19 protein-coding genes are annotated in these 22,836 nt (G+C 60.0%); 14 read left to right on the top strand and 5 right to left on the bottom strand.

The window, feature by feature from the left end; all coding sequences use genetic code 11:
- Nucleotides 1-9: 9 nt before the first annotated feature.
- From C6Y32_RS08975 to C6Y32_RS08950, 6 genes are all read left to right on the top strand, one after another.
- Nucleotides 10-1,086 (top strand): BMP family ABC transporter substrate-binding protein, encoded by a 1,077-nt coding sequence (locus tag C6Y32_RS08975; protein ID WP_105204968.1) that lies wholly within the window; start codon nucleotides 10-12, stop codon nucleotides 1,084-1,086.
- 153 nt (nucleotides 1,087-1,239) lie between these two features.
- Nucleotides 1,240-1,887, top strand: coding sequence for an HAD family hydrolase (locus C6Y32_RS08970; RefSeq protein ID WP_105204967.1), 648 nt, complete (start codon nucleotides 1,240-1,242; stop codon nucleotides 1,885-1,887).
- Between the two features lie 263 nt (nucleotides 1,888-2,150).
- Complete coding sequence (locus C6Y32_RS08965) at nucleotides 2,151-3,188, top strand: carbohydrate kinase family protein (RefSeq protein ID WP_164998199.1); 1,038 nt, start codon at nucleotides 2,151-2,153, stop codon at nucleotides 3,186-3,188.
- Complete coding sequence (locus tag C6Y32_RS08960; RefSeq protein ID WP_164998198.1) at nucleotides 3,185-4,093, top strand: carbohydrate kinase family protein; 909 nt, start codon at nucleotides 3,185-3,187, stop codon at nucleotides 4,091-4,093. Before C6Y32_RS08965 ends, C6Y32_RS08960 begins: the two co-directional genes overlap by 4 nt.
- Before the next feature lie 157 nt (nucleotides 4,094-4,250).
- A complete protein-coding gene (ymfI, locus tag C6Y32_RS08955) occupies nucleotides 4,251-4,985 on the top strand; it encodes an elongation factor P 5-aminopentanone reductase (RefSeq protein WP_105204964.1) in 735 nt (244 codons plus the stop codon).
- 37 nt (nucleotides 4,986-5,022) lie between these two features.
- Nucleotides 5,023-5,442 (top strand): hypothetical protein, encoded by a 420-nt coding sequence (locus C6Y32_RS08950; RefSeq protein ID WP_105204963.1) that lies wholly within the window; start codon nucleotides 5,023-5,025, stop codon nucleotides 5,440-5,442.
- Between the two features lie 190 nt (nucleotides 5,443-5,632).
- Here the strand turns inward: C6Y32_RS08950 and C6Y32_RS15760 are convergent, their stop codons facing one another.
- The 5 genes from C6Y32_RS15760 to rnhA form a co-directional block, all read right to left on the bottom strand.
- Nucleotides 5,633-5,761 carry a hypothetical protein gene (locus C6Y32_RS15760; RefSeq protein WP_279287441.1) on the bottom strand — a complete coding sequence of 43 codons (129 nt, stop codon included), beginning with the start codon at nucleotides 5,759-5,761 and terminating at the stop codon, nucleotides 5,633-5,635.
- 548 nt (nucleotides 5,762-6,309) lie between these two features.
- Nucleotides 6,310-7,395: a tRNA 2-thiouridine(34) synthase MnmA gene (gene mnmA, locus C6Y32_RS08945; RefSeq protein WP_105204962.1), complete on the bottom strand. Its 1,086-nt coding sequence runs from the start codon at nucleotides 7,393-7,395 to the stop codon at nucleotides 6,310-6,312.
- Complete coding sequence (nifU, locus tag C6Y32_RS08940) at nucleotides 7,382-7,804, bottom strand: Fe-S cluster assembly scaffold protein NifU (protein ID WP_105204961.1); 423 nt, start codon at nucleotides 7,802-7,804, stop codon at nucleotides 7,382-7,384. The genes mnmA and nifU overlap by 14 nt, the downstream gene beginning before the upstream one ends.
- A 63-nt stretch (nucleotides 7,805-7,867) precedes the next feature.
- The gene (gene nifS, locus C6Y32_RS08935) at nucleotides 7,868-9,064 is read right to left on the bottom strand and encodes a cysteine desulfurase NifS (RefSeq protein WP_105204960.1); all 1,197 of its coding nucleotides are present in this window, start codon (nucleotides 9,062-9,064) and stop codon (nucleotides 7,868-7,870) included.
- Nucleotides 9,065-9,501: 437 nt separating this feature from the next.
- Entirely contained in the window at nucleotides 9,502-9,954 is a 453-nt protein-coding gene (rnhA, locus tag C6Y32_RS08930; RefSeq protein ID WP_207204826.1) for a ribonuclease HI, read from the bottom strand.
- Nucleotides 9,955-10,377: 423 nt separating this feature from the next.
- Between rnhA and C6Y32_RS08925 the strand changes: the two genes are divergently transcribed.
- The 8 genes from C6Y32_RS08925 to C6Y32_RS08890 all read left to right on the top strand — a co-directional run bounded on the left by C6Y32_RS08925 (nucleotide 10,378) and on the right by C6Y32_RS08890 (nucleotide 22,802).
- Nucleotides 10,378-12,345, top strand: coding sequence for a ribonuclease J (locus C6Y32_RS08925; RefSeq protein WP_105204958.1), 1,968 nt, complete (start codon nucleotides 10,378-10,380; stop codon nucleotides 12,343-12,345).
- Between the two features lie 91 nt (nucleotides 12,346-12,436).
- Nucleotides 12,437-14,410, top strand: a complete 1,974-nt coding sequence (locus C6Y32_RS08920; RefSeq protein WP_129589425.1) for a DHH family phosphoesterase — start codon at nucleotides 12,437-12,439, stop codon at nucleotides 14,408-14,410.
- Between the two features lie 87 nt (nucleotides 14,411-14,497).
- The gene (gene rplI, locus C6Y32_RS08915; RefSeq protein ID WP_105204956.1) at nucleotides 14,498-14,944 is read left to right on the top strand and encodes a 50S ribosomal protein L9; all 447 of its coding nucleotides are present in this window, start codon (nucleotides 14,498-14,500) and stop codon (nucleotides 14,942-14,944) included.
- 79 nt (nucleotides 14,945-15,023) lie between these two features.
- On the top strand, nucleotides 15,024-16,376 hold the full coding sequence (dnaB, locus tag C6Y32_RS08910; protein ID WP_105204955.1) for a replicative DNA helicase: 1,353 nt from the start codon (nucleotides 15,024-15,026) through the stop codon (nucleotides 16,374-16,376).
- The gene (tilS, locus tag C6Y32_RS08905; protein ID WP_164998197.1) at nucleotides 16,363-17,763 is read left to right on the top strand and encodes a tRNA lysidine(34) synthetase TilS; all 1,401 of its coding nucleotides are present in this window, start codon (nucleotides 16,363-16,365) and stop codon (nucleotides 17,761-17,763) included. The genes dnaB and tilS overlap by 14 nt, the downstream gene beginning before the upstream one ends.
- On the top strand, nucleotides 17,763-18,308 hold the full coding sequence (hpt, locus tag C6Y32_RS08900) for a hypoxanthine phosphoribosyltransferase (protein ID WP_105204953.1): 546 nt from the start codon (nucleotides 17,763-17,765) through the stop codon (nucleotides 18,306-18,308). Before tilS ends, hpt begins: the two co-directional genes overlap by 1 nt.
- Before the next feature lie 339 nt (nucleotides 18,309-18,647).
- The gene (gene ftsH / locus C6Y32_RS08895; RefSeq protein ID WP_370738816.1) at nucleotides 18,648-20,606 is read left to right on the top strand and encodes an ATP-dependent zinc metalloprotease FtsH; all 1,959 of its coding nucleotides are present in this window, start codon (nucleotides 18,648-18,650) and stop codon (nucleotides 20,604-20,606) included.
- 213 nt (nucleotides 20,607-20,819) lie between these two features.
- Nucleotides 20,820-22,802 (top strand): DNA gyrase/topoisomerase IV subunit B, encoded by a 1,983-nt coding sequence (locus C6Y32_RS08890; RefSeq protein WP_105204952.1) that lies wholly within the window; start codon nucleotides 20,820-20,822, stop codon nucleotides 22,800-22,802.
- Nucleotides 22,803-22,836 lie beyond the last annotated feature (34 nt).

Genomic DNA, 22,836 nt, shown 5'->3' with positions numbered 1-22,836 from the left:
GCTTTCCCCATGAAAAGAGTTCTTGCGGCAGTATTGGCACTGGCAGTGGTGGCTGGCGGCACCCTGACCGGTTGTGGAGAAAAAGAAAAGACCGGCAAAAAAGACGAGAAGATGAGCGCTGCCTTTATCTGTGCCAACTTGGGCGATAAATCTTTTAATGACATCGCCTGGGAGGGCTTTAAAAAAGCCGAGACAGAGCTGGGCATGGATATCAAGGTGGTGGAGTACGGGGCCGAAAAATCGAAGATGGAGCCGGCCCTGGTCGATGTGGCGGAAAAGTACGATATCGTGGCTTTTGAGGGCGGTGAGTTCACCGAAATATTGGAAAAGCATTATGAGGAATTCCCCGACACCAAATTTGTGGGCTTTGATATCGACCCCACCTACCAGGTGAAGATGCCCAACTATTTCGCTATCAACTACATGCAAAATCAGGGCGACTACCTGGCTGGTGCGCTGGCGGCCAAAATGTCGCAGACCGGTGTGATCGGCTTTGTCGGCGGGGCCGAGGTGGTCGTCATCAACGACTTTTTGCTGGGCTATGTCGAGGGCGCTCAGCACGCCGATGCCAATGTCAAAGTGGCCACCGCTTACATCGGCGACTTTGTCAACTCGCCCAAGGCCAAAGAGCTCACCCAGGTGCAGATGACTCAGGGGGCCGATGTGCTGCACCAGGTGGCGGGTGCCGCCGGGCTGGGGCTGTTTGAGGCCTGCGCCGAAAAGACCGGCATCTGGGCGATCGGCGTCGACGCCGACCAGCGAGAGTACTTCGCCGAGTCTAACCAAAAGGTGGCCGATGTCATCCTCACCTCCATGCTCAAGCGCAACGACATCGCTATCTTCAACATTTTAAAAGAGACCGCTGAGGGTAAGGCACAGTACGGCACGCTCAAGCGCTGGGGCGTAAAAGAGGGGGTCACCGTCATCGTCAAAAACGATTTCTACCGTCAAAACGTCCCCCAGGAGACCCAGGTGTACATCGACGAGCTCGAGGGCCAGATCGCCGCGGGAGAGATCACCATGGATACCGCCTACGGCATGCAACAGGAACAGTTCATCTCCATCCGCGAGTCGGTCAAACCCTAGCAAACAGCTCTCTCTTCTCTTTTTGCAACTATTCTGTACGAAAGGCAGCCCGCAGTCAGCCGGCTGCCTTTGTGCTTTTTCATAAAATGTGCTACACTGCACACAGAAAAACGCTCTGCCCGGCTTTTGACCGGCGCGAAAAAGGAGGATACGATGGCTAAAAAAGCAGTACTTTTCGATCTGGATGGGACACTGTGGGACTCCACCGCCGAGACCACCCGCGCCTGGAACCAGACCTTTGCCAAGTGCAGCGATCTGCCCGGCTTTGAGATGACCGTACAGACCATGGCCGGCCTGATGGGTAAAACCACGGCCGAGATCGCCGCCTGCCTGCTGCCACAGCTGCCGCTCTCGCGTGCAGTCGAGGTGATACAGCTGTGCTGCGCCGAGGAGAACGCCCAGCTGCTGCGCCACGGGGGCAAATTGTACCCGGGGGTACAGGAACTGTTTGTACAGCTGGCGCAGCTTGGTGGGGTGTACATCGTCAGCAACTGCGAGACCGGTTATATCGAGGCATTTTTACAGTATTACCGGACGCTGCAGCCGCTGGTCGACGGCTTTTTGTGCGCCGGCGAGACCGGCCGCCCCAAAGGCGAGAACATCACCGCCCTGTGTGCGCGCCACCACATAGACAGCGCCATATATGTGGGCGATACCCAGAGCGATCTGGACGCTGCCCTTTTTGCCGGGCTGCCGTTTATCCACGCCGCCTACGGCTTCGGCACGGTCGACCGTCCCGTCCCCACGGCCCGCACTCCGCTGGATATCCTCCCTTTGGCCGAGCGGCTACTGGCGCAGTAACTGCAGCTGTCAAACGGATGGTCCTGCAGCGCTCTTATATAAAAGGCCCGGTGCGCTCTGCCGCCGGGCCTTTTGGCTTTTATATCGGCGCTGCGGGTCCGTATGCCGCTTACCCTGATAATACCGGGTTTTATGACCGGGCAATACGCCAAAAATAAGCGGTGGAATTCTCTGTCCCGCTCATAGAAAATAGGCCGTACAGGTGGTAAGATAAAACAAACTACTGTGCAGCTGTGCAGCAAAAGGTCGGTGGTGTTGCCAAAGTGCCCCTGTCGGGCGCAGGGCCCCAGGTGCTGCTCGGTCCGCTGTACGGCCATAAAAACTGGGAGGATGTGGAGAAATTGGGCACACCGGTCAAACTCATCGTCACCGGCAATATGACCATCGACGATATCGTGCTGCCAGACGGCCGCACGCGCATGGGCCTGCCGGGCGGCAATGCGCTGTACGCCAGCATGGCCGCCTCGCTGTGGAGCGATGGGGTCGCTATCCTCACGCGAAAAACGCCGGGGTACCCCCCGCAAAACATCCAAAAGATCGCCGGCATGGGGATCTGTACCGATGGGATGGCCCCCTTTGACCGGCAGACCATGCGGATCTGGCAGATCTACGAGTCCGACGGACGCCGCACCAGCATACAGCGCAACCTGGTCGTGGGCGGGATGGAGAGCTACTCGCCGCTGCCGGCCGATATTCCGCAAAGCTACAGGCGGCCCTCGGTGCAGGCAGTGCTGCTCTGCGCTATGCGTGCCGAGAACCAGTACCAGCTGGCTGCCGATTTTGCCGGCCGCGGGGTGCCGGTGCTGCTAGATCCGCCAGAGGTAGAGCAGGAGCACGAGCGGCAGTGGCTGCTCACAGCGCTGCAGTACGTAGATGTGTTTTTGCCCAGCTTGCAGGAGGTCGAGGAGATACTGGGTCACGGGCAGCTACATCGGGCCGCCCGTCAGTTTGCCCGGTACGGCCCCCGATACGTGGTCATCAAGCTGGGGCAGGAGGGGTGCCTGGTGTACCGCCGGCAAGACGACAGCTTTGTGTCGCTGCCCTGCTATAACACCCGCGCAGTCGATGCCACCGGTGCCGGCGACTCGTTTGGCGGCGGCTTTTTGGCCGGCTATGCCGCCACCGGCGGCGATGTGCTGGCCGCCGCATGTCAGGCTACGGTCACCGCCTCGTTTGCCGTGGAGGATTACAGCTACGGCGGGCTGCTGCGCACCGGCAGCCCACAGGCCACACAGCGCCTGCAGGTATACAGGCAGCAAAACAGCGGCCGACAGTTCGGCCGGGAGGAGGACAGCGAGTGAACAAGACCGACCTGGTGATCGCGGGCAACATCACCATCGACGACATGGTCATGGCCGACGGTACCAAGCATTTGGGGGCCACCGGCGGCGACGTGCTGTACGCCGCTCTGGCCGCCCGGCTGTGGGGCGTGCGGGTGGGGATGCTCTCCCGCTTGGGGGAGGACTTCCCGCAAGAAAATCTGGTGCGCTGCCAAGATGCAGGGCTGGATATCTCGGGCATGCCGTATTATCCCGGACCGGGGGTGCGCAACTGGGTGATCTACCACCCCGACGGCCGGCGCGATTTCGAGGGCCGGGTGCCTGGTCTCATCGAGTACCTTTCGCCGTCGATCGCCGATATCCCGCCCCACTACGAGAGCGCCGATATCTGCTTTGTGGCGGCCATGCCCATCGAGAGCCAGCTGGAGCTGGCCCGCCACTTTTCCGAGCAGGGCAAAACAGTGGTGTTTGACCCCTACGAGGTGCACTGCACCGAAAAGCCCCAGCTGGTGGAGGAGACGCTGCGCTACACGGCGGTGTTTTTGCCCAGCGAGGTAGAGGTGCGGCGCCTGCGCGGCGACGTGCCGTTTGAGCAGGCAGCCAGAGAGTTTGCCGCCCTGGGGCCCAATTGGGTGGTCATCAAGTTGGGGGGCAGCGGGTGTCTGGTGTACAGCCGCCAGGCAGATAGCTGTACCTATCTGCCCAGCTATCGGCAGGCGCGCGTGGTCGATACCACCGGCGCCGGCGACGCTTTTGGCGGCGGGCTCTGCGCGGGTCTGGCCCAGGGGAAAGATATGTGTACCGCCGCGCTGATGGGCACGGCTACAGCTTCTATCGCCATCGAGGATTTTGGTTCTACGCCGCTGCTCGCGCGCGCTCCACAAGAGGCCCGGCAGCGGCTGGAGGACCTGTTGCGGCAGAGATGAGCGGGGGCAGCTGCCTTTTTAAATAGCTGTACCTGTGTTAAAATAGCGGCAGGGCCCTAGCTGGCCCCGCCGCCTTTTTGTGTGATGCGGCACCTGTAAAAAAAGAATGTCGCGGCCAAAAATGCCGGCGGCGTGTTCGTCAGGAGGAAATAGACAGATGGATAAGACCGTACTAGTCACCGGTGGGTCGCGGGGCATCGGGGCGGCCACGGCCCTGCTGTTTGGCAAAAAGGGCTATCGGGTGGCTATCAACTACTGCCAGTCGCCCGACCGGGCGCAACAGGTAAAACAGCAGATCGAGGCCATCGGCGGCACCGCCGCCTGTTTTGGCGCCGATGTAGCTGATAAAAAACAGGTGCAGACGCTGTTTGCAGCGGTCGAAAAAGAGCTGGGACCGGTAGACGTGCTGGTAAACAATGCCGCCGTTGCCCGTCAAGAACTGTTTCAGCAGGTATCAGAGGGCGATTACCGGCGTATGATGGGGGTCAATCTAGACGGGGCGGTGTTTTGCTGTCAACGAGCGCTCCCCCATATGATCGGCAGGCAGTGGGGCAAGATCGTCAACCTCTCCTCGGTGTGGGGGCTGGCCGGCGCCTCCTGCGAAGTGGTGTACGCCACCACCAAAGCGGCGCTCATTGGGCTCACCAAGTCTTTGGCGAAAGAGCTGGGCCCCAGCGGTATCCAGGTAAACTGCGTGGCGCCCGGCGTCATCGATACCGAGATGAACGGCAATCTGTCACCGCAGGACCTGCGAGAGCTGGCTGATGAGACCCCGCTCTGCCGGTTGGGCACCCCGCAGGATGTGGCCAACTGCATCCTGTTTTTGTGCAGCGACGAGGCGTCTTTCGTCACCGGCCAGGTGCTCAGCCCCGGGGGGGGCTTCTACCTGTAATCGTAACCATCTGCCTGGCCGGGCGGCCGGGGCTGGCTTGTCTCCAGCGGTGCTGATCGTAGGCAGTATCGCCGGCTATTTTATCTACCAGAATATCCAGAAGAAAAAGCGGGAAGAGGCGATCGCTACCTACCGCCAAGATGCAAAGAACTTCTGTGACGACATGTTGCTCACCGGTACGCAGATGGAGGATTTGGGCAATGCACTGCTGGATTATTGGGGTACCTATGTCTCGGGTACCAGGTATTATAACGGCCACTATATGGGCGATGTCGATAACGCCGTTCTCGCCGCCCAAACAGAACAGAGCGCCACTATATCACAGCTGCAAAATGACGTGGCAAAGCGGGAGCAGCAGTACAAAAAGCTGCTGAAACTGTCGGTGGAAGACAACAGCGAATTACAGGATATAAAACAGGCGGCGAAGGAGCTGTACGAGACATATCAGGACATGTAAAGCTGCGTGATCGATGTCTCGGGTAACTACATCAACTTTAAGAGCGATCTGAAAGATGTCGACGATCGACTGGTCAAAAAATATAAGGCGCTAAAAGAACTTCTGTGACCGAATCAGTTGCACACACAAAAAAGGAGCACGCGGCAGCGTGCTCCTTTTTATAGCGCATTTCATAGCAGCGGGCAAATAGCTACTGTAATTTGGTGCCCACAAAGCCCAATATTACAAAAAAGGCGACGATGACCAGTGTCATGATCAGTACCTTTTTGACAGAGGGCTTATTCTGATTGTCGTTGTTCATATTCATCTGCAGGTTCATACACAGTCCTCCCGGTTAAAAGCGGGCTATACTAATGGGCTATAAAACAGCTGACAGTTTAAAAAACATCTGGCAGCAACTGGTGCCCGCCCGCCGCAAACACATCTTATCACCAGTATAGAGTATAGCACAACTTCTGCCGCTCGAATAGCAGATGAGCAGGTCCAATTCAGCATAACTGGTCAAACAAAAGAAATGCAAAAGCCCCCAGTCCCGTGCGCCGTGGCCGGCGTAAATAGCACCCGTAGCTGCGTTGTTCTTACCACTTGTAACACGGTGCCTGTCGTGTACTACCTGTCCCTGACCCAAGAGCTTTGTGTATGCCACCTAACAGAAAATGGAACACGAAATTTGGAGACATATAGAGACGTGCCCCGTATTACGAGCCAAATTTGTAACCAGCTGATCGGAATGTTTCTGCGCGACCTGTACGGCCAAGAGAGCAGCCCTCGACCTGGAAGTGCGCAGGTGCCGCGCTGGCGGCAGGAGGGGTGGTGCCCCGACAGGCGAACTTCCGCATTGTCGCGCTGCTCGGCCAGAGGAACAGACTAGCTATTAACCAGCTGATCGGAATGTTTCTGCGCGACAATGATGCCCCCCCCGATCACCAGCCCATCCCGGTACAGCACGGCCGACTGCCCGGGTGCCGGTGCCCGCTGCGGTGTGTCAAATACCACCGTGATCTGCCCATCTTCATTTTGTATGGTACAGGGACAGGGGCGGGCCACCGAGCGGATCTTCACCTGACAGCGGGTACCGTCGGACAGATCTTGCTCATCGGCACAGCACACGTCACGCAGCGCGATCTGCCGGTCAAATTCCTCACCGCTCTCGCACAGGTACACCCCGCCGTCAACCGGGTCGATACGGCGCACGAATACCGGTCGCCCCAGCGCAATACCCAGGCCTTTGCGCTGGCCTACCGTATAGTGCAAAATACCTTGGTGGGGAGCTACCGGGCTGCCGTCCGGACCAAAAAAGTAGCCGCTTTTGCCCGGACCGCACCGGCGGGTGATATAGCCGGCGTAGTCGTTGTCGCTGATAAAACAGTTCTCCTGGCTGTCGGGCTTAGAAAAGCTGGGCAGCCCGGCCTCTTTTACCAGCTGGCGGATCTCACTTTTCTGGTAATGGGCCAGCGGCAACAACAGGTGCGACAGGATATCCTGCCCCAACCGGTACAGCATGTACGACTGGTCCCGCTGCAGGCTGTCGGCCTGGGCAAAATACCAGCGGCCGTTTTGCCGCCGAATATCTGCATAGTGGCCGGTGGCGATGTAGTCATAGTCCCTATCGAGCATCAGCTGGTAGAGGTGTTTAAATTTCACGGTGGGGTTACAGCGCACGCAGGGGTTGGGGGTCTCGCCGGCTAAATAGCTCTGGCAAAAGTAGTCGATGACCTCTTTTTCAAAAACGTCCTGCAGGTCCAGCACTTCAATAGGCACACCAAAAAATTCGGCTACCTGGCGGGCATCGGCCACCGCCTGATCGTGCTCCGGCGACATGCGAAACACCACGCCGCCCACCTGGTATCCCACCTTTTGCAGCAGATAGACACAAGCGGAGGAGTCCACTCCTCCGCTCATGGCTACCAGTACGCGCTCTGTCCGGTCGGTATTCTGGTCAGTGGCAGGCATCGCAATCCTCGATCGCGCCCACGATGGGGGTGGGGTCTACGCCCTGCTTGCGGTAGTAGTCGGCCAGCGCCGCCTTTACCGCCTGCTCGGCCAGTACCGAGCAGTGGATCTTGGCCGGGGGCAGACCGTCCAGCGCCTCGATGACCGCCTTGTTCGACAGCTGCAGCGCGTCGTCGATCGACTTGCCCTTGATCATCTCGGTGGCGATAGAGCTGGTGGCAATAGCCGCCCCACAACCGAAAGTCTTAAACTTCACGTCGCTGATGATGCCGTCATCGATCTTTAAATACATCTTCATGATGTCGCCGCATTTGGCGTTGCCCACTTCGCCCACGCCGTCGGCGTTTTCCAGTTCACCCACGTTGCGGGGGTTCGAGAAGTGGTCGAGTACTTTATCCGAATAGAGCATGGTTAAAAACCACCTTTCAAAATATCAAATATGCAGATCTTTGCAGGCCGCGCATAAAACCCTTTAGGCACCGGCCTGTTCCTCTTTTACGATCTTCTCCCACAGCGGGCTCATGGCGCGCAGCCGCTCGATGACCGGGGGGATGGAGGAGATGATATAGTCGACCTCCTCCGCGGTGATGTCCTCGGCCAGCGACAGCCGCAGCGAGCCGTGGGCCACATCGTGGCTGAGACCCAGCGACAAGAGCACATGGCTGGGGTCTAGCGAGCCGGAGGTGCAGGCCGAGCCGGAGGAGGCGGCGATGCCCGCCAGGTCCAACATCAGCAGCAGGCTCTCGCCCTCAACGCCCTCAAACGAGATGTTGATGGTGCCCGGCAGCCGCTGGGTGGGGTGGCCGTTGAGACGGGTGTGGGGCAGCTTTAGGGTTTCGGCGATGATTTTATCGCGCAGCGGGACCAAATGGTCGTGCTTTTTGGCAATCGCGCCCGGCGCGCAGGCCAGCTCGATGGCCCGGCCCATCCCCACGATCGAGGCCACGTTTTCGGTGCCGGCCCGGTGGCCACCCTCCTGGCCGCCGCCGTCTAAAAAGTTTTCGATGCGCACACCGCTGCGGATGTACAGTGCACCCACCCCTTTAGGACCGTGGAATTTGTGGGCCGAAAGCGACAGCATGTCGATGTTCTGTGCCTGCACGTCTATCTCCACATTGCCCACCGCCTGCACCGCGTCGGTGTGAAACAGCACCCCAGCCTGGCGGCACACAGCGCCGATCTCGGCAATGGGCAGTACGGTACCGATCTCGTTGTTGGCGTACATGATCGATACCAGCGCCGTGTCGGGGCGAATGGCAGCTTTTACGTCCTCGGCGGTGAGCAGGCCGTTTTCGTCTACCGGCAGGTAGGTGACCTCCATCCCCAATTTTTCAAGTTTCTGGGTGGTATGCAGCACGGCGTGGTGCTCAAATACGGTGGTGATCACGTGCTTTTTGCCCTTTTTATAAAGGGCCATAGCCGCGCCTTTGATGGCCCAGTTGTCGGCCTCCGAGCCGCAGCCGGTAAAGTAGATCTCGCGCGGCTTGCAGTGCAGCGCGTCAGCTACCTGCCGGCGGGCCTCCTCGATGGCCGCCAGCGCCCGCCGCCCCTTCTCGTAAATGCTGGAGGGGTTGCCGTATTCCCCTTTTAAATAGGGGAGCATCGCCTCCAGTACCGGCTGACTCACCGGGGTGGTGGCGGCGTTGTCAGCGTATATAAATTTTTTCATACGACTTCACTTCGCTTTCTGCAATTTTAGCTGCCGTTTACCGGCAGCGCCGTATCATAAAAATCGTGTCTGGGCAGCCCTGTTATCGGCTGCAACACTAATATACACTAAAATAGTAGGAATTACAAGTTCTTATGGGAAATTTTTTCGGCCATCTTCTGTCCCGAACCGGTAGCTGGGGCAGGTATGACCGCGTATAGCGGGTGAGCCCCCTACAGCATGTGTGGCCGCACAGGGCGATATGCAGGCTACTTTGCCCACGAGGGGCAGCGCTTAGCAAAGTCCGGCAGTACAGCACAAAATATGGGGGTGCTCAGCGGTGGCGTCGCTTCTGCCGGCCACCGCAATACCGCATCGATCCACTGCAAAAAAGGGGGGCGCGCAGGTGCTCTCGCTGTGCGCTGCCCCGATCGCCCCCTCGAAAAACATTCGAATTTTTAGCCGATATATTTTCTGGATTGTTCTACGGCAAGCTGGTCGCAGCGCTCGTTCTCCGGGTGTCCGGCGTGGCCCTTAACCCAGTGCAGCTGCACCTGGTGGCGCTCCATCAGGTCCAGTATCTGCTGCCACAGATCGGGGTTCAGGGCCGGCTTGCCGTCGCCTTTTTTCCAGCCGCGCTTCTTCCAAGAGGCGGCCCAGCCCTTTTGTACCCCGTCGATAAAATACTTCGAGTCGCTGTACAGCTCCACCCGGCAGGGCTCCTTCAGCGCCGAGAGCGCCGAGATGACTGCTGTCAGCTCCATGCGGTTGTTGGTGGTGTGCTGCTCGCCGCCGGCCAGCTCTCTGGTAGTCTCACCGTAGCGCAATATGGCCCCCCAGCCGCCCGGGCCGGGGTTGCCGCTGCAGGCGCCGTCGGTAAATATCTGCACAGTTTTTTTTGTCTCAGCCATGGGTGTGCTCCTATCTATATATCTACAGCTGCGCAACAGTACAGCGTGCATGTTCTCGCTAGCAGGCGGTGTGCGCCAATGTCACACCGCCTATCAGTATAGAGGAAAATCTCCCCACTCACAAGTACCGGTGCACAAAATGGCCGCCGCGCGCATAGAGTCGCCGCGGTGCCGGGCATACTGCCAGCAGAAGGTGGCCCTCCTGGTCACAGAGTTGACATTGCCTGCAGAAACGTTTAGTATTGTATTATCTATTGTTGTACGGATTTCTCAGCATTCAGCACGCAATGTGCACTTATCGGATACGGAAATAGAAAATTATTATACGGCCCGCCGCTGCCACGTTGCGCGGTCATGGGCTTGGTCCGAGTTGCCGCAAAATGCCCAGTCAGGGCAGTGGGCAGCTCATTTATGGAGGAAATTATGCCAACCAACAGCGACAATCAAAAACCGCAAGGGACCGTAAGGGCCCCCCAGCAGAGAGCAGCTCAGCCCGGCGCCAGACCGGGGGCCGGTAAAGGGGCGCCGCGCCGCCGCCGGCCCGCCCCCAAAAAACCGACTGCCGCCCAGCAGGCTGCGGCCAAAGCAGCGGCCCCCGCCACAGTAAAAGAGCAACCGGCTCAGTCCACCCAGCCTACTCAGCCAACCCAGCCCACTGCTAAGCAGTCGGCCGATGGCGCCAACAAAAAGAAGTTCCGCTTCCAGAGCCGCCGCGGAAAAGGCGGCCAAAAGGTACTGCCCATCCGCATTGTCCCACTGGGCGGCCTGCACGAGGTGGGCAAAAATATGACCCTGATCGAGTACGGCGAAGACATCGTGGTGATCGATTGCGGTATGACTTTCCCCGATAACGACATGCTGGGCGTCGACGTGGTGATCCCCGACTTCGCCTATGCCATGGAAAATAAAAAGCGGCTGCGCGGCATCGTGCTCACCCACGGCCACGAGGACCATATCGGCGCACTGCCCTACTTTTTGCGCCAGCTCAACCTGCCGCTGTACGGCACGCCGCTGACGCTGGGCCTGGTCGAGGGCAAATTAGAGGAGCACCGCCTACTCGAAAAGAGCAAGCTGCACAAGGTGGCCCCCGGCGACGTGGTCACCTTCGGCAAGATCAAGGTGGAATTTATCCGCGTCAACCACTCCATCCCCGACGCGGTGGCGCTGGCCATCCACACCCCGGCGGGCACGCTGGTGCACACCGGCGACTTTAAGATCGACTACGACCCGGTCGACGGACAGATGATCGATCTGCCCCGCTTTGCCGAGCTGGGGCGCGAAGGCGTGCTGGCTCTGCTCATGGACTCCACCAACGCCGAGCGCCCGGGCATGACCCCGTCGGAGCGCAGTGTGGGCCAGGCTTTCGAGACGCTGTTTCAAAAGGCTGACGGCAAGCGCATCATTATCGCCAGCTTCGCCTCCAACATCCACCGTGTACAGCAGATCATCGACTACGCCAAAAAGCACCGCCGCAAGGTAGTCGTCAGCGGCCGCAGCATGGAAAACGTCACCGCTAAAGCCATTGAACTGGGCTACCTGAAGGTGGGTAAAAACCAGATGATCGAGCTGGCCGACGCCGGCAAATACCCGCCGGAAAAACTGGTCATCATCACCACCGGCAGTCAGGGCGAGCCCATGGCCGCTCTGTCGCGGATGGCCAACGGCACCCACCGGCAGATATCGGTCACCGCGCAGGACTTTATCATCATCTCCGCCCGCCCCATCCCCGGCAACGAAAAGCATGTGGGCAGAGTCATCAACGAGCTGCTCAAACTGGGGGCCGAGGTCATCTACGAAGACATGTACGCCGTGCACGTCTCCGGCCACGCCTGTCAGGGCGAGCTCAAGACCATGCTGGCGCTGACCAAGCCCAAGTACTTCTTCCCGGTCCACGGCGAGTACAAGCACTTGGTGAAAAATGCTGGTCTGGGCCGCAGTATGGGCATTAAAAACGACCATATCATCATGGGCGAAAACGGCCATGTAGTCGAGCTGAGCGAGCGCGGCGTCAAGCAGGATGAGGTGGTCACCGCTGGCAAGGTGATGGTCGACGGCCTGGGCGTCGGCGACGTGGGCAGCATGGTGCTGCGCGACCGCCGCCGCCTGTCGCAAGACGGGCTGATGACCATCGTCATCACCATGGACTCCCACACCGGCGAAGTGCTGGCCGGGCCGGATATCGTCTCCCGCGGTTTTGTGTACGTGCGGGAATCCGAGCAGCTGATGCGCGACGCCAAAGCAGTCATCAACAAAACGCTGCAAAAATGCCTGGCCGAGGAACACCGCGACTGGGCCGAGATCAAACTCTCGATCCGGGAGGCGCTATCCATCTTCCTCTGGCAAAAGACCAAGCGCAGCCCCATGATCCTGCCCATCATCATGGAAGTGTAAGATACCCGGTCTATAGCGGCCTGCGCGGCCGCCCACTCAGATAAAGAGGGGGCTTTTGCCCGGGGCGTGTCCCGGCAAGGAAAACGGTACTATGAAGCGATATTTTAGCAGCTTTTCACCTATTTTATACGGCCTGATCATCTTCTGCACCGCCTTTTGCATCATGGCGGGCTTTATCCACCCCGCCTTTTTGGCGGTGGCAGTGGCGGTCTCGCTGGCGGCGCTGGGCTACACGCTGTGGTCTATCGCCAAACTGCGCAAAAAGACCTTTGCCGTCATCGATGCGGCGGTGGGCGGGCTCGACAGCGGCAAGCGGCCGGCCATCAGCAACACCCCGTTGCCGGTGGCCATCACCGAGCCCGGCGGCGAGGTGCTGTGGTACAATGATCTGTTTGCCCAGCTGTTTCCCAAAAAGGGCCAGCTCTACGGCGAGGACGCCACCCGCCTGGTGCAGGGTCTCAACATGGAAAAGGCCCGCACCCCGGTAGGCAGCGAAGTGAACCTGCAGGGCCGCTATTTCACCGCCTTTTTGGCCGAGGCCGGCAGTGAGGAAGAGCACGTGCTGCTGCTCTACCTGGTCGAGATCACCAAGCTCAAGCAGGACTCTATCGAGTTTGGCCTGTCGCGCCCAGCGGTGCTCACCCTGCTGGTCGACAACTACGACGATGTGCTGCAGTCCTATAAAGACAGCGAAAAGGCCCGTATCACCGGCGAGGTGGAGCGGTGCTTGGAAAACTACATCGGGCAGACCACCGGCATCCTCATCAAGGTCTCCAACCGCAAGTTCTACGCGGTGGTGGAGTACCGCCACATGCGCAAGTTCATCGACGAGCGCTTTGCCGTGCTCGACCGCATCCGCAAAATACTGGTCGACGGCAAGATCCCCATCACCCTGTCTATCGGCGTGGGCATGCTGCCCGACACGCTCAGCGAGAACATGAAGAATTCCAGCCACTCGCTGGACATGGCGCTGGGCCGCGGCGGCGACCAGGCGGCGGTCAAGACCATCAACGGCTACGACTTTTTCGGCGGCGTCTCAAAAGGAGTCGAAAAGCGCACCAAGGTGCGCGCCCGCATCATCGCCTCGGCTCTCAAAGAGCTGTGTCAGGGCAGCGAGCAGATCTTCATCATGGGCCATAAGTTCTCCGACCTCGACAGCGTCGGCTCCTCGGTGGGGCTGTGCCGGGCCCTGCGCATGCTGGGCTGCCACGCCTTTGCCGTTATCGACTACGACACCACCCTCTCCCAGCCTCTGGTGGCCCGCATTCAGGAGGCCGATCAGGGCGATATCTTCATCGACGCCGACAGCGCCCAGGAGACGGTGGACAAAAACACTTTGGTCATCGTTATGGACACCCACGCCCAGAACATGGTGGACCGCCCGCACCTGGTGGACCGTGCCGGGGCGGTGGTGGTCATCGACCACCACCGCAAGCGGGTGGACTACATACAGGGGGCGGTGCTCTTTTACCACGAGCCCTATGCCTCCTCCACCAGCGAGATGGTCTCCGAATTGCTGGGCTACCTCAACGAGGACGACCGCATCGAGCAGGTTTTTGCCGAGGCGCTGCTGTCTGGCATCGTGCTCGACACCAAGAATTTCGCCGTCAAGACCGGTGTCAAGACCTTCGAGGCAGCGGCCTACCTGCGCTCGCTGGGGGCCGATACAGTCGAGGTCAAACGGCTCTTCTCCTCCTCGATGGAGGCGTTTCGCAGCCGTACCGCCATCGTCACCAGCGCCAAGATCTATCATCAGTGTGCCATCGCTGTGGCGCAGGAGGATGTGGACGATATGCGGGTGGTGGCCGCCCAGGCCGCCGACGAACTGCTGGAGATCAGCGATGTAAAGGCGTCGTTCGTGCTGTTTTCCCAGGGCAGTCAGGTAAATATCTCGGCGCGCTCCATGGGCCAGCTCAACGTGCAGGTGATCTTAGAGAGCCTGGGCGGCGGCGGCCACCACACTATGGCCGGCGCCCAACTGCGCGAAACCAGTCTCGAGGCGGCGGTGGATATGCTCAAGCAGTCCATCGACATGTACTACAAAAATAACCATATTGCCGACTAGATACCCAACTAAACGCAATATATAAACAAAATATTACCATTTGTATAATATTGCCGCTGCTGGCGGCAGGATAGGAGCGTTACGCAGATGCAGGTGATTTTAAAGGCAGACGTTAAAGGGACCGGCAAAGCCGGCGAGCTGGTAAAGGTGTCCGACGGGTACGCCCGCAATTTCCTCTTTCCCAAAAAACTGGCGATCGAGGCCGATGCCGCCGCCCTCAACGACCTGAAGAACAAGCAGGCCGCTCAGGAGCACCACGTGCAGGAGGAGATCGCCGAGAACCGGGCTATGGCTCAGAAGATCGACGGCAAAACGGTGGTGGTCAAGGCCAAGGCCGGCAAAGAGGGCAAGCTCTTCGGCTCGGTCACCGGCAAAGAGATCGCGGCCGAGATAAACGCCCAGTTCGGGGTGTCTGTCGACAAGCGCAAGATCAAGCTGGATACCGCCATCAAGGCCTTTGGCAGCTACAGCGCAGTAGTGCGTTTTACCCACTCGGTAGAGGCCAAAATGAGCGTGCAGGTGACCGAGCTGTAAAAACGGCGAGCGAGCAGACTGGGCATTGCCCGGTCTGTAGCTGTGTAGGGGCCGGAGCGGCCGCAACGGAGGTGAGGAGATGGAAAACTACGGGACCGATGCCTACGGGCTGGGTCTGCCCTACAGCCTGGAGGCCGAGCAGTCGGTACTGGGCGGCATACTGCTCGACCCCAACTGTCTAAACGGGGTCATCGACCGGCTGCGGCCCGAGCAGTTTTACAACCCCCAACATCAGGAGATCTACCGCTGTGTAGTGCGCATGTTCACCACCGGTGAACCCATCGACTTCGTCACCCTGCTCGATGAGGTGTGCAGCCAAAATATTTTCGAGAGCAAAGAGCAGGCCAAGGTCTACCTGACCACCATCGCCCAAACGGTGCCGTCGCTCTCGAATATGGATACCTACGCCTCGATCATCGAGGAAAAATTCATGCTGCGCAACCTGCTCAGCACCGCACGCGAGATCATCGACGATACCACCAGCGGCGGTCACGACCCGGCTATGCTGCTGGATGCCGCCGAGCAGAAGATCTTCGACATCCGCCAGGGGCGCAGCGTACAGGGCCCCCAGCGCATCGACAAGATCATCATCGATACCTTCGATAGCCTGCAGCAGATCTCCGGCTCCGACAAGCAGGAGTTCACCGGCCTGTCCACCGGCTTTAGCGGGGTAGACCACCTGATCTACGGCCTCAACAAGTCCGACCTCATCTTGCTGGCCGCCCGCCCGGCCATGGGTAAGACCGCCTTTGCCCTCAACCTGGCCACTAACGTGGCCAATCGCAGCGACAAGGCGGTGTGCATCTTCTCACTCGAGATGTCTAAAGAGCAGCTGGTCTCCCGCGTGCTGTCCAGCGAGGCCTCGGTCTCATCGGCCGCCTTCCGCACCGGCGATCTCACCCCGCAGGAGTGGGCCAGCCTGGTCACCACCGCCGAGCGGCTCTCTAAAAAAGAGATCTATATCGACGACTCGTCGGCCATCACCATTCCCGAGATGAAAGCCCGCCTGCGGCGCATCAAAAACCTGGGTCTGGTGGTCATCGACTACCTGCAGCTGATGACCTCCGGCAAGCGTATCGAGAGCCGTGTGGCCGAGGTGTCGGACATGACGAGAAACTTAAAGATCATGGCCAAGGAGCTGGATGTGCCCATCATCACCCTGTCCCAGCTCTCCCGCGGCCCCGAGAGCCGGCCGGACAAGCGGCCAATGCTCTCGGATCTGCGCGAGTCGGGCTCTATCGAGCAGGACGCCGACATCGTCATGTTCCTCTACCGCGACGCCTACTACAACCGCGACAGCGAGGAGCAGAACGTGGCCGAGTGCATCGTGGCCAAAAACCGCCACGGCGAGGTGGACACCGTCAAGCTGGGCTGGGATGGCGAGCACACCCGTTTCTCCTCGCTGGAGACCTACCGCGATGCCCCGTTCTAGCGCGCTCGAGCAGATAGCCGCCGACACCGCCGCCCGCTGGCAAATGTTGCCGCCGGGCACATCGGTGGTGGCGGCAGTGTCCGGCGGAGCCGATTCTATGGCCCTGCTGCAGCTGCTGCTGGAACTGGCACCGGACCGCCGTCTGCAGGTCACCGCCGCCCACCTCAACCACTGCTTGCGGGGGCCGGAGTCCGACCGCGACGAGCAGTTCGTGACCGCGTGGTGTGCCGCCGCCGGGGTCGACTGCGTCACCCGCCGGGCCGACGTTGCCGGTCTCAGCCGCCGCAGCGGCCAGTCGCTAGAAGAGGCGGCCCGCACCCTGCGCTACGACTTTCTGTACCAGGTGGCGGCCGAGCGCGGGGCGGTGCTGGCCACCGCCCACACCGCCACCGACAACTTCGAGACCGCCCTGTTTCGCCTGGCCCGGGGCACCGGTCTCGGCGGCCTGTGCGGTATCCCGCCGGTGCGCAGCTTCCGCTGGCAGGGCTATACCGGCCGGCTGGTGCGCCCGCTCATCGAGGTCAGCCGCCGGCAGGTAGAGGACTACTGCCAGCGCCGCCAGCTGCCCTACATCACCGACAGCACCAACCTGCAGCCGGTGTACAGCCGCAACCGGCTGCGGCTACAGGTGTTGCCGGTACTGCGGTCGCTCAACAGCGCGCTGGAACAGAGCTTTGTCAAAACGGCCCGCCACCTGGGCCAGGATCAGGACTATCTGTGTGCCCAGGCCGAGGCCCTGTACCGGCAGCTGGCCGGCGGCCCTGCCGGCCCGTCGCTCGATGCCGCCGGCCTGCTGGCGGCCCATCCGGCCCTGGCGGCCAGAGTGGCGGCCCGCTTCTTAAAAGAGCAGGACCTGCCCGCCGGCGAAGCCGAGATCCAAAAGCTGTTGTCTGCCGCCGCCGGCACAAAGCAGCAGCTCACTGCCAATACTTTTTTGTGTCTGCAGGGCACACAGCTGTGTCTGTACCGGCCGCCGACACCGGCTGCACCCATCCCCGCCCAGCCGGTAGCGGTGGGCAAAATGTATAGTATCGGTCAAAAAAAGCTGATGGTATGTGTGCTAAGTCAGGAAAAATATGGGGCCGAGAAGAAAATTAACAAAAAATTCTTCATAAATTTTATGGACTATGATAAGATATGTAATGCTCTGACCTTGCGCAGCCGGCAGCCGGGCGACCGGATCCATCTGGCCGGGCGGGGCGTGGGTAAGACTGTAAAAAAACTGCTGAACGAGCAGAAGGTGCCCAGTGCCGAGCGCTGCCACCTGCCGCTCCTGGCAGACCAAAAGGGCGTCGTCTGCCTGCCGGGCATCGGTATCGACAGCCGGGTGGCGGTAGACGAAAAGACCAAAAACATAGCAGCTGTGTATTATGGGGAGGACTTCTGATGAAAAACGACGTGCTGAAGGTGCTGCTCACCGAAGAGCAGATCCACGAGAGAGTGGCCGAACTGGGCGCGCAGATCGCCAAAGATTATGCAGATAAAAATCTGCTGCTGGTCAGCGTGCTCAAGGGCTCGGTCGCCTTTATGGCTGACCTGATGCGGGCCATCGATATCCCGCTGGCCATCGACTTTATGGCTGTGTCCAGCTACGGCTCGGGTGTAAAAACCTCCGGCGTGGTTAAGATAATCAAAGACCTGGAGATCGACCTCACCGGCCGCGATCTGCTCATCGTCGAGGACATCCTCGACAGCGGCATGACCCTCAGCTACATCATCGACATGCTCGAGACCAGAAACCCCAACAGCGTGCGCATCTGCACCCTGCTGGATAAGCCCGAGCGCCACCAGGTAGACGTTCCGGTAGAGTACATCGGTTTCACCGTGCCCGACGAATTCGTCATCGGCTACGGCCTCGATTACGACGAGCGCTACCGCAACCTGCCCTATATCGGCGTACTCAAACCCGAAGTCTACGAGAGCGCCGAGTAAAACACCGGTAGTTTTTGCGCGCCGCGCCCCGCAGGGCCCCGGCGCCGCCGACCGGCTCTCGGCGTCTGCGCGCCGGGGGCCGGTCTCTATAAAAAGCAGCCGCCCTGCGGCTGTACCGCATACCGAGTTTTTTGATGAGCGCGCGCCGGCTGCCGCCATCGGTGCCCCGCACCTGATAAGGTGGGCAGTATTGTGCGCGCCCTGATAATTGCGCGCCCTGATAATAAAGTTTTCCCCTCGCCGCCTGCCGGCGGCGATCCCCCCCACCGAGCGCACAGCGCGCCGACGTATGACCGAGCGGACAGGCGAGCAGCCGGCCCGACTTTGAGGAGTGAAGCCATTTTGAATAAGAAAAGAGGCAGAGGTGCGGGCCTTGGCATCTATCTGCTGTTGCTGCTGGTACTCATCGGCAGCGCATTTTACCTGCTGAATATGAAGTCCAGCGACGCTCTATCCTATCAGGACGTGCTGGGCTACTTCGACAAGAACCGGGTCGAGGAGTACTCGCTCGACTTCGGCACCGGCGAACTGAAGATGAAACTGCGGGGCCAGCAACAGGTGGTCGAGTACAAGGTCCCCAACGTGCAGCTGTTCATCAACCACACCGAAGAAAAGGTGCTGGCCTATAACGAGGAGAATCCCGGCAATCCCATCACCTACGACTACAAGCCCGAAGTGGTGGCTCCCTGGTGGGTGAGCATGCTGCCCTCGCTGCTGCTCATCGGCGGCATGGTGTTCCTCTGGATCTTCATGATGCGCCAGTCCGGCAGCGGCGGCGGAAAAATGTCCTCTTTCGGTAAGGCCAAGATCAAGCAACAGCCCGCCGACGGCCAAAAGGTCACCTTTGAAGATGTGGCCGGCGCCGACGAGGAAAAAGAAGAGCTCAAAGAAGTGGTGGAGTTTTTGCGCAATCCGGGCCAGTTCTCGGCCCTGGGTGCCCGCATCCCCAAAGGCGTGCTGCTCATCGGCCCTCCGGGCACCGGTAAAACGCTGCTGGCCAAAGCCGTCGCCGGCGAGGCAAAGGTGCCGTTTTTCTCCATCTCCGGCTCTGACTTTGTCGAGATGTTCGTCGGCGTGGGCGCATCCCGCGTGCGCGACCTGTTCGACCAGGCCAAAAAAGCGGCCCCCAGCATCGTCTTTATCGACGAGATCGACGCCGTCGGCCGCCAGCGCGGCGCCGGTCTGGGCGGCGGCAACGACGAGCGCGAGCAGACGCTCAACCAGCTGCTCGTCGAGCTCGACGGCTTTGGCGCCAACGAGGGCGTCATCGTCATCGCCGCCACCAACCGCCGCGACGTGCTCGACCCGGCCCTGCTGCGCCCCGGCCGTTTCGACCGCGAGGTGTATGTGGGCTACCCCGACATCAAGGGCCGCGAAGAAGTGCTCAAGGTGCACGCCCGCGGCAAGCCGCTGGGCCCCGACGTAGACCTGGGCGTCATCGCCAAGACCACCGCCGGCTTTACCGGCGCTGACCTGGCCAACCTGCTAAACGAGGCGGCCCTGCTGGCGGCCCGTCGGCACAAAAAGGCTATAACCGACGACGATATCCAAGAGGCCACCATCAAGGTGGTGGCGGGCCCCGAGAAAAAGAGCAAGGTGGTATCGCCCAAAGAGCGCAGGCTCACCGCCTACCACGAGGCCGGGCACGCCATCGTCACCCACTACTGTCAGTACCAGGACCCGGTGCATCAGATCTCTATCATCCCCCGCGGGATGGCCGGCGGCTACACCATGAGCCTGCCCAAAGAGGACCGCAGCTACAAGACCCGCAGCCAGATGTTTGAGGACATCGTCACCCTGCTGGGCGGCCGGGTGGCCGAGCAGCTCATCCTCGACGATATCTCCACCGGCGCCTCCAACGATATCGAGCGCGCCACCAGTATCGCCCGGGCCATGGTCACCCGCTACGGTTTCAGCGAGAAGCTGGGCCCCATCGTCTACGGTACCGACCAGGAAGAGGTATTCCTGGGCCGCGACCTGGGTCAGGCCCGCAACTACTCCGAGGGCATAGCCACCCAGATCGACGCCGAGATGCGCGCCATCATCGACCGCGCCTACGAGCAGGCCAAGACCATCCTCCAGCAGCATATGGATAAGCTGCACCAGGTGGCCGGCGTGCTGCTGGAATACGAAAAGGTCGACGGCGACACCTTCGCCAAGCTCATGGACGGCGAGAGCACCCTCGAGGGTGCCGACAGCGCCCCGCAGCTGGCTGGCGCCGCCGATAGCGACACCGGCATCGATGTCGACCGCGACCTGGGCGGCCATCTCGACAGCGGCGACGCGCCCCAGACCTGATAGCCGCTCTATAAATACCACGCCTTTTAAGCGCTCGCGCCAATGCGGGCGTTTTTTGGTGCCGGGGCCCATCTGCCCGGGGCCCGGTTTTGCATTTTTTGCAAAAGATGGGTATAATGCTAAATGTATGCGGCTGCGCCCCCCAGCGCCGCCGAGCCCCCAAAAACAGGCGATCATTTGCAGCGATGCAGTATATACAAAGAGGAGCAATCTATGGCAAGATCCAAAAAGACCTACGGCAACGAGAGCATCTCGGCCCTCAAAGGGGCCGACCGGGTGCGCAAGCGCCCGGGGGTCATCTTCGGCTCAGACGGGCTGGAGGGCTGTGAGCACGCGGTGTTCGAGATCCTCTCCAACTCCATCGACGAGGCCCGCGGCGGCTTTGGCGACAAGATCGTCGTCACCAAATACCGCGACAACTCCATCGAGATCGAGGATCACGGCCGCGGCATCCCCATGGACTACAACCCCAAAGAGGACAAGTACAACTGGGAACTGGTGTTCTGCGAGCTGTACGCCGGCGGCAAATACGACGCCGACGGCGACGAGAGCTACCAGTACTCGCTGGGCCTCAACGGCTTAGGCCTCTGCGCCACCCAGTACTCCAGCGAGTACATGGACGCCACCGTGGTCACCGGCGGCTACAAGTACCAGATGCACTTTGAAAAAGGGGAGCCGGTGGGCGACCTGCAAAAAGAGGCCACCAACGCCCGGCAGACCGGCACCAAGATCCGCTGGCGTCCCGACTTAGAAGTGTTTACCGATATCGACATCCCCGACAGCTACTACCACCAGACCATCAAGCGCCAGGCGGTGGTCAACTCCGGCGTGCTGTTTTTGCTGCGCATACAGGGTGACAGCGGCTTCGAGACCACCGAGTACTTCTATCAAAACGGCATCAAAGACTACGTGCAGGAGCTGGCCGGGGAAGAGTCGCTCACCGCGCCCCAGTACTGGCAGACCGAGACCTCCGGCCGCGACCGGGCCGACAAAAAAGACTACAAGGTCAAGCTGTCGGTGTCCTGCTGCTTTTCAAACCGCGCCCAGCAGGTGGAGTACTACCACAACTCCAGCTTTCTAGAGCACGGCGGCTCGCCCGAGCGGGCGGTAAAAAACGCCTTCGTCTACCAGATCGACGCCTACCTGAAGCAAAACGCCAAATACCTCAAAGGCGAGAGCAAGATCACCTATCAGGACGTGGAGGACTGTCTCATCCTGGTCAGCTCCTCTTTCTCCACCCAGACCTCCTACGAGAACCAGACCAAAAAATCCATCACCAACCCCTTTATCGCCCAGGCCATGACCGATTTCCTCAAGAAGTCGCTCGAGGTCTACTTCCTCGAAAATCCCGAGGATGCCACCAAGATCAGCGAGCAGGTGCTCATCAACAAGCGCAGCCGCGAAAAGGCCGAGAACACCCGCAAAAACCTCAAAAAAACGCTGTCCACCACCATGGACATGGCCAACCGGGTGCAGAAGTTCGTCGACTGCCGCACCAAAGATACCTCCCGACGCGAGATCTACATCGTGGAGGGCGACTCGGCGCTGGGCGCCTGCAAGCTCAGCCGCGACGCCGAGTTTCAGGCCATCATCCCGGTGCGGGGCAAGATCCTCAACTGTCTCAAGGCCGAGTTCCACAAGATCTTTAAAAACGACATCATCAACGATATCATCAAGGTGCTGGGCTGTGGGGTAGAAGTCAAGTCCAAAGCCAACAAAGACCTCTTGAGTTTCGATATCAACCAGCTGCGCTGGAACAAGGTCATCATCTGTACCGATGCCGATGTAGACGGCTTTCAGATCCGCACGCTCATCCTTACCATGCTCTACCGGCTCACCCCCACCCTCATCGACGAGGGCTATGTCTTTATCGCCGAATCGCCGCTGTACGAGATAAATACTAAAAATAAGACCTACTTTGCCTATACCGAGAGCGAAAAGACCGATGCGCTGCAGAAGATCGGCAAGGAAAAGTTCACCATCCAGCGCTCTAAAGGCCTGGGCGAAAACGACCCCGACATGATGTGGATGACCACCATGAACCCCGATACCCGCCGCCTTATAAAGGTCACCGCCGCCGACGTGCAGGAGACCGCCCGCGTGTTCGACCTGCTGCTGGGCGACAACCTTTCCGGCCGCAAAGACTTTATCGCCACCCACGGGCAGGATTACCTGGACGTGCTGGATGTCTCGTGAGCGCATCTGCGCCGCCCTTTGGCCGCCTGATGGG

Source organism: Neobittarella massiliensis (ex Bilen et al. 2018) (genome assembly GCF_900289145.1).
Taxonomy (GTDB): Bacteria; Bacillota; Clostridia; order Oscillospirales; family Ruminococcaceae; genus Neobittarella; species Neobittarella massiliensis.
This window is presented reverse-complemented; position numbering and strand designations above follow the sequence as displayed.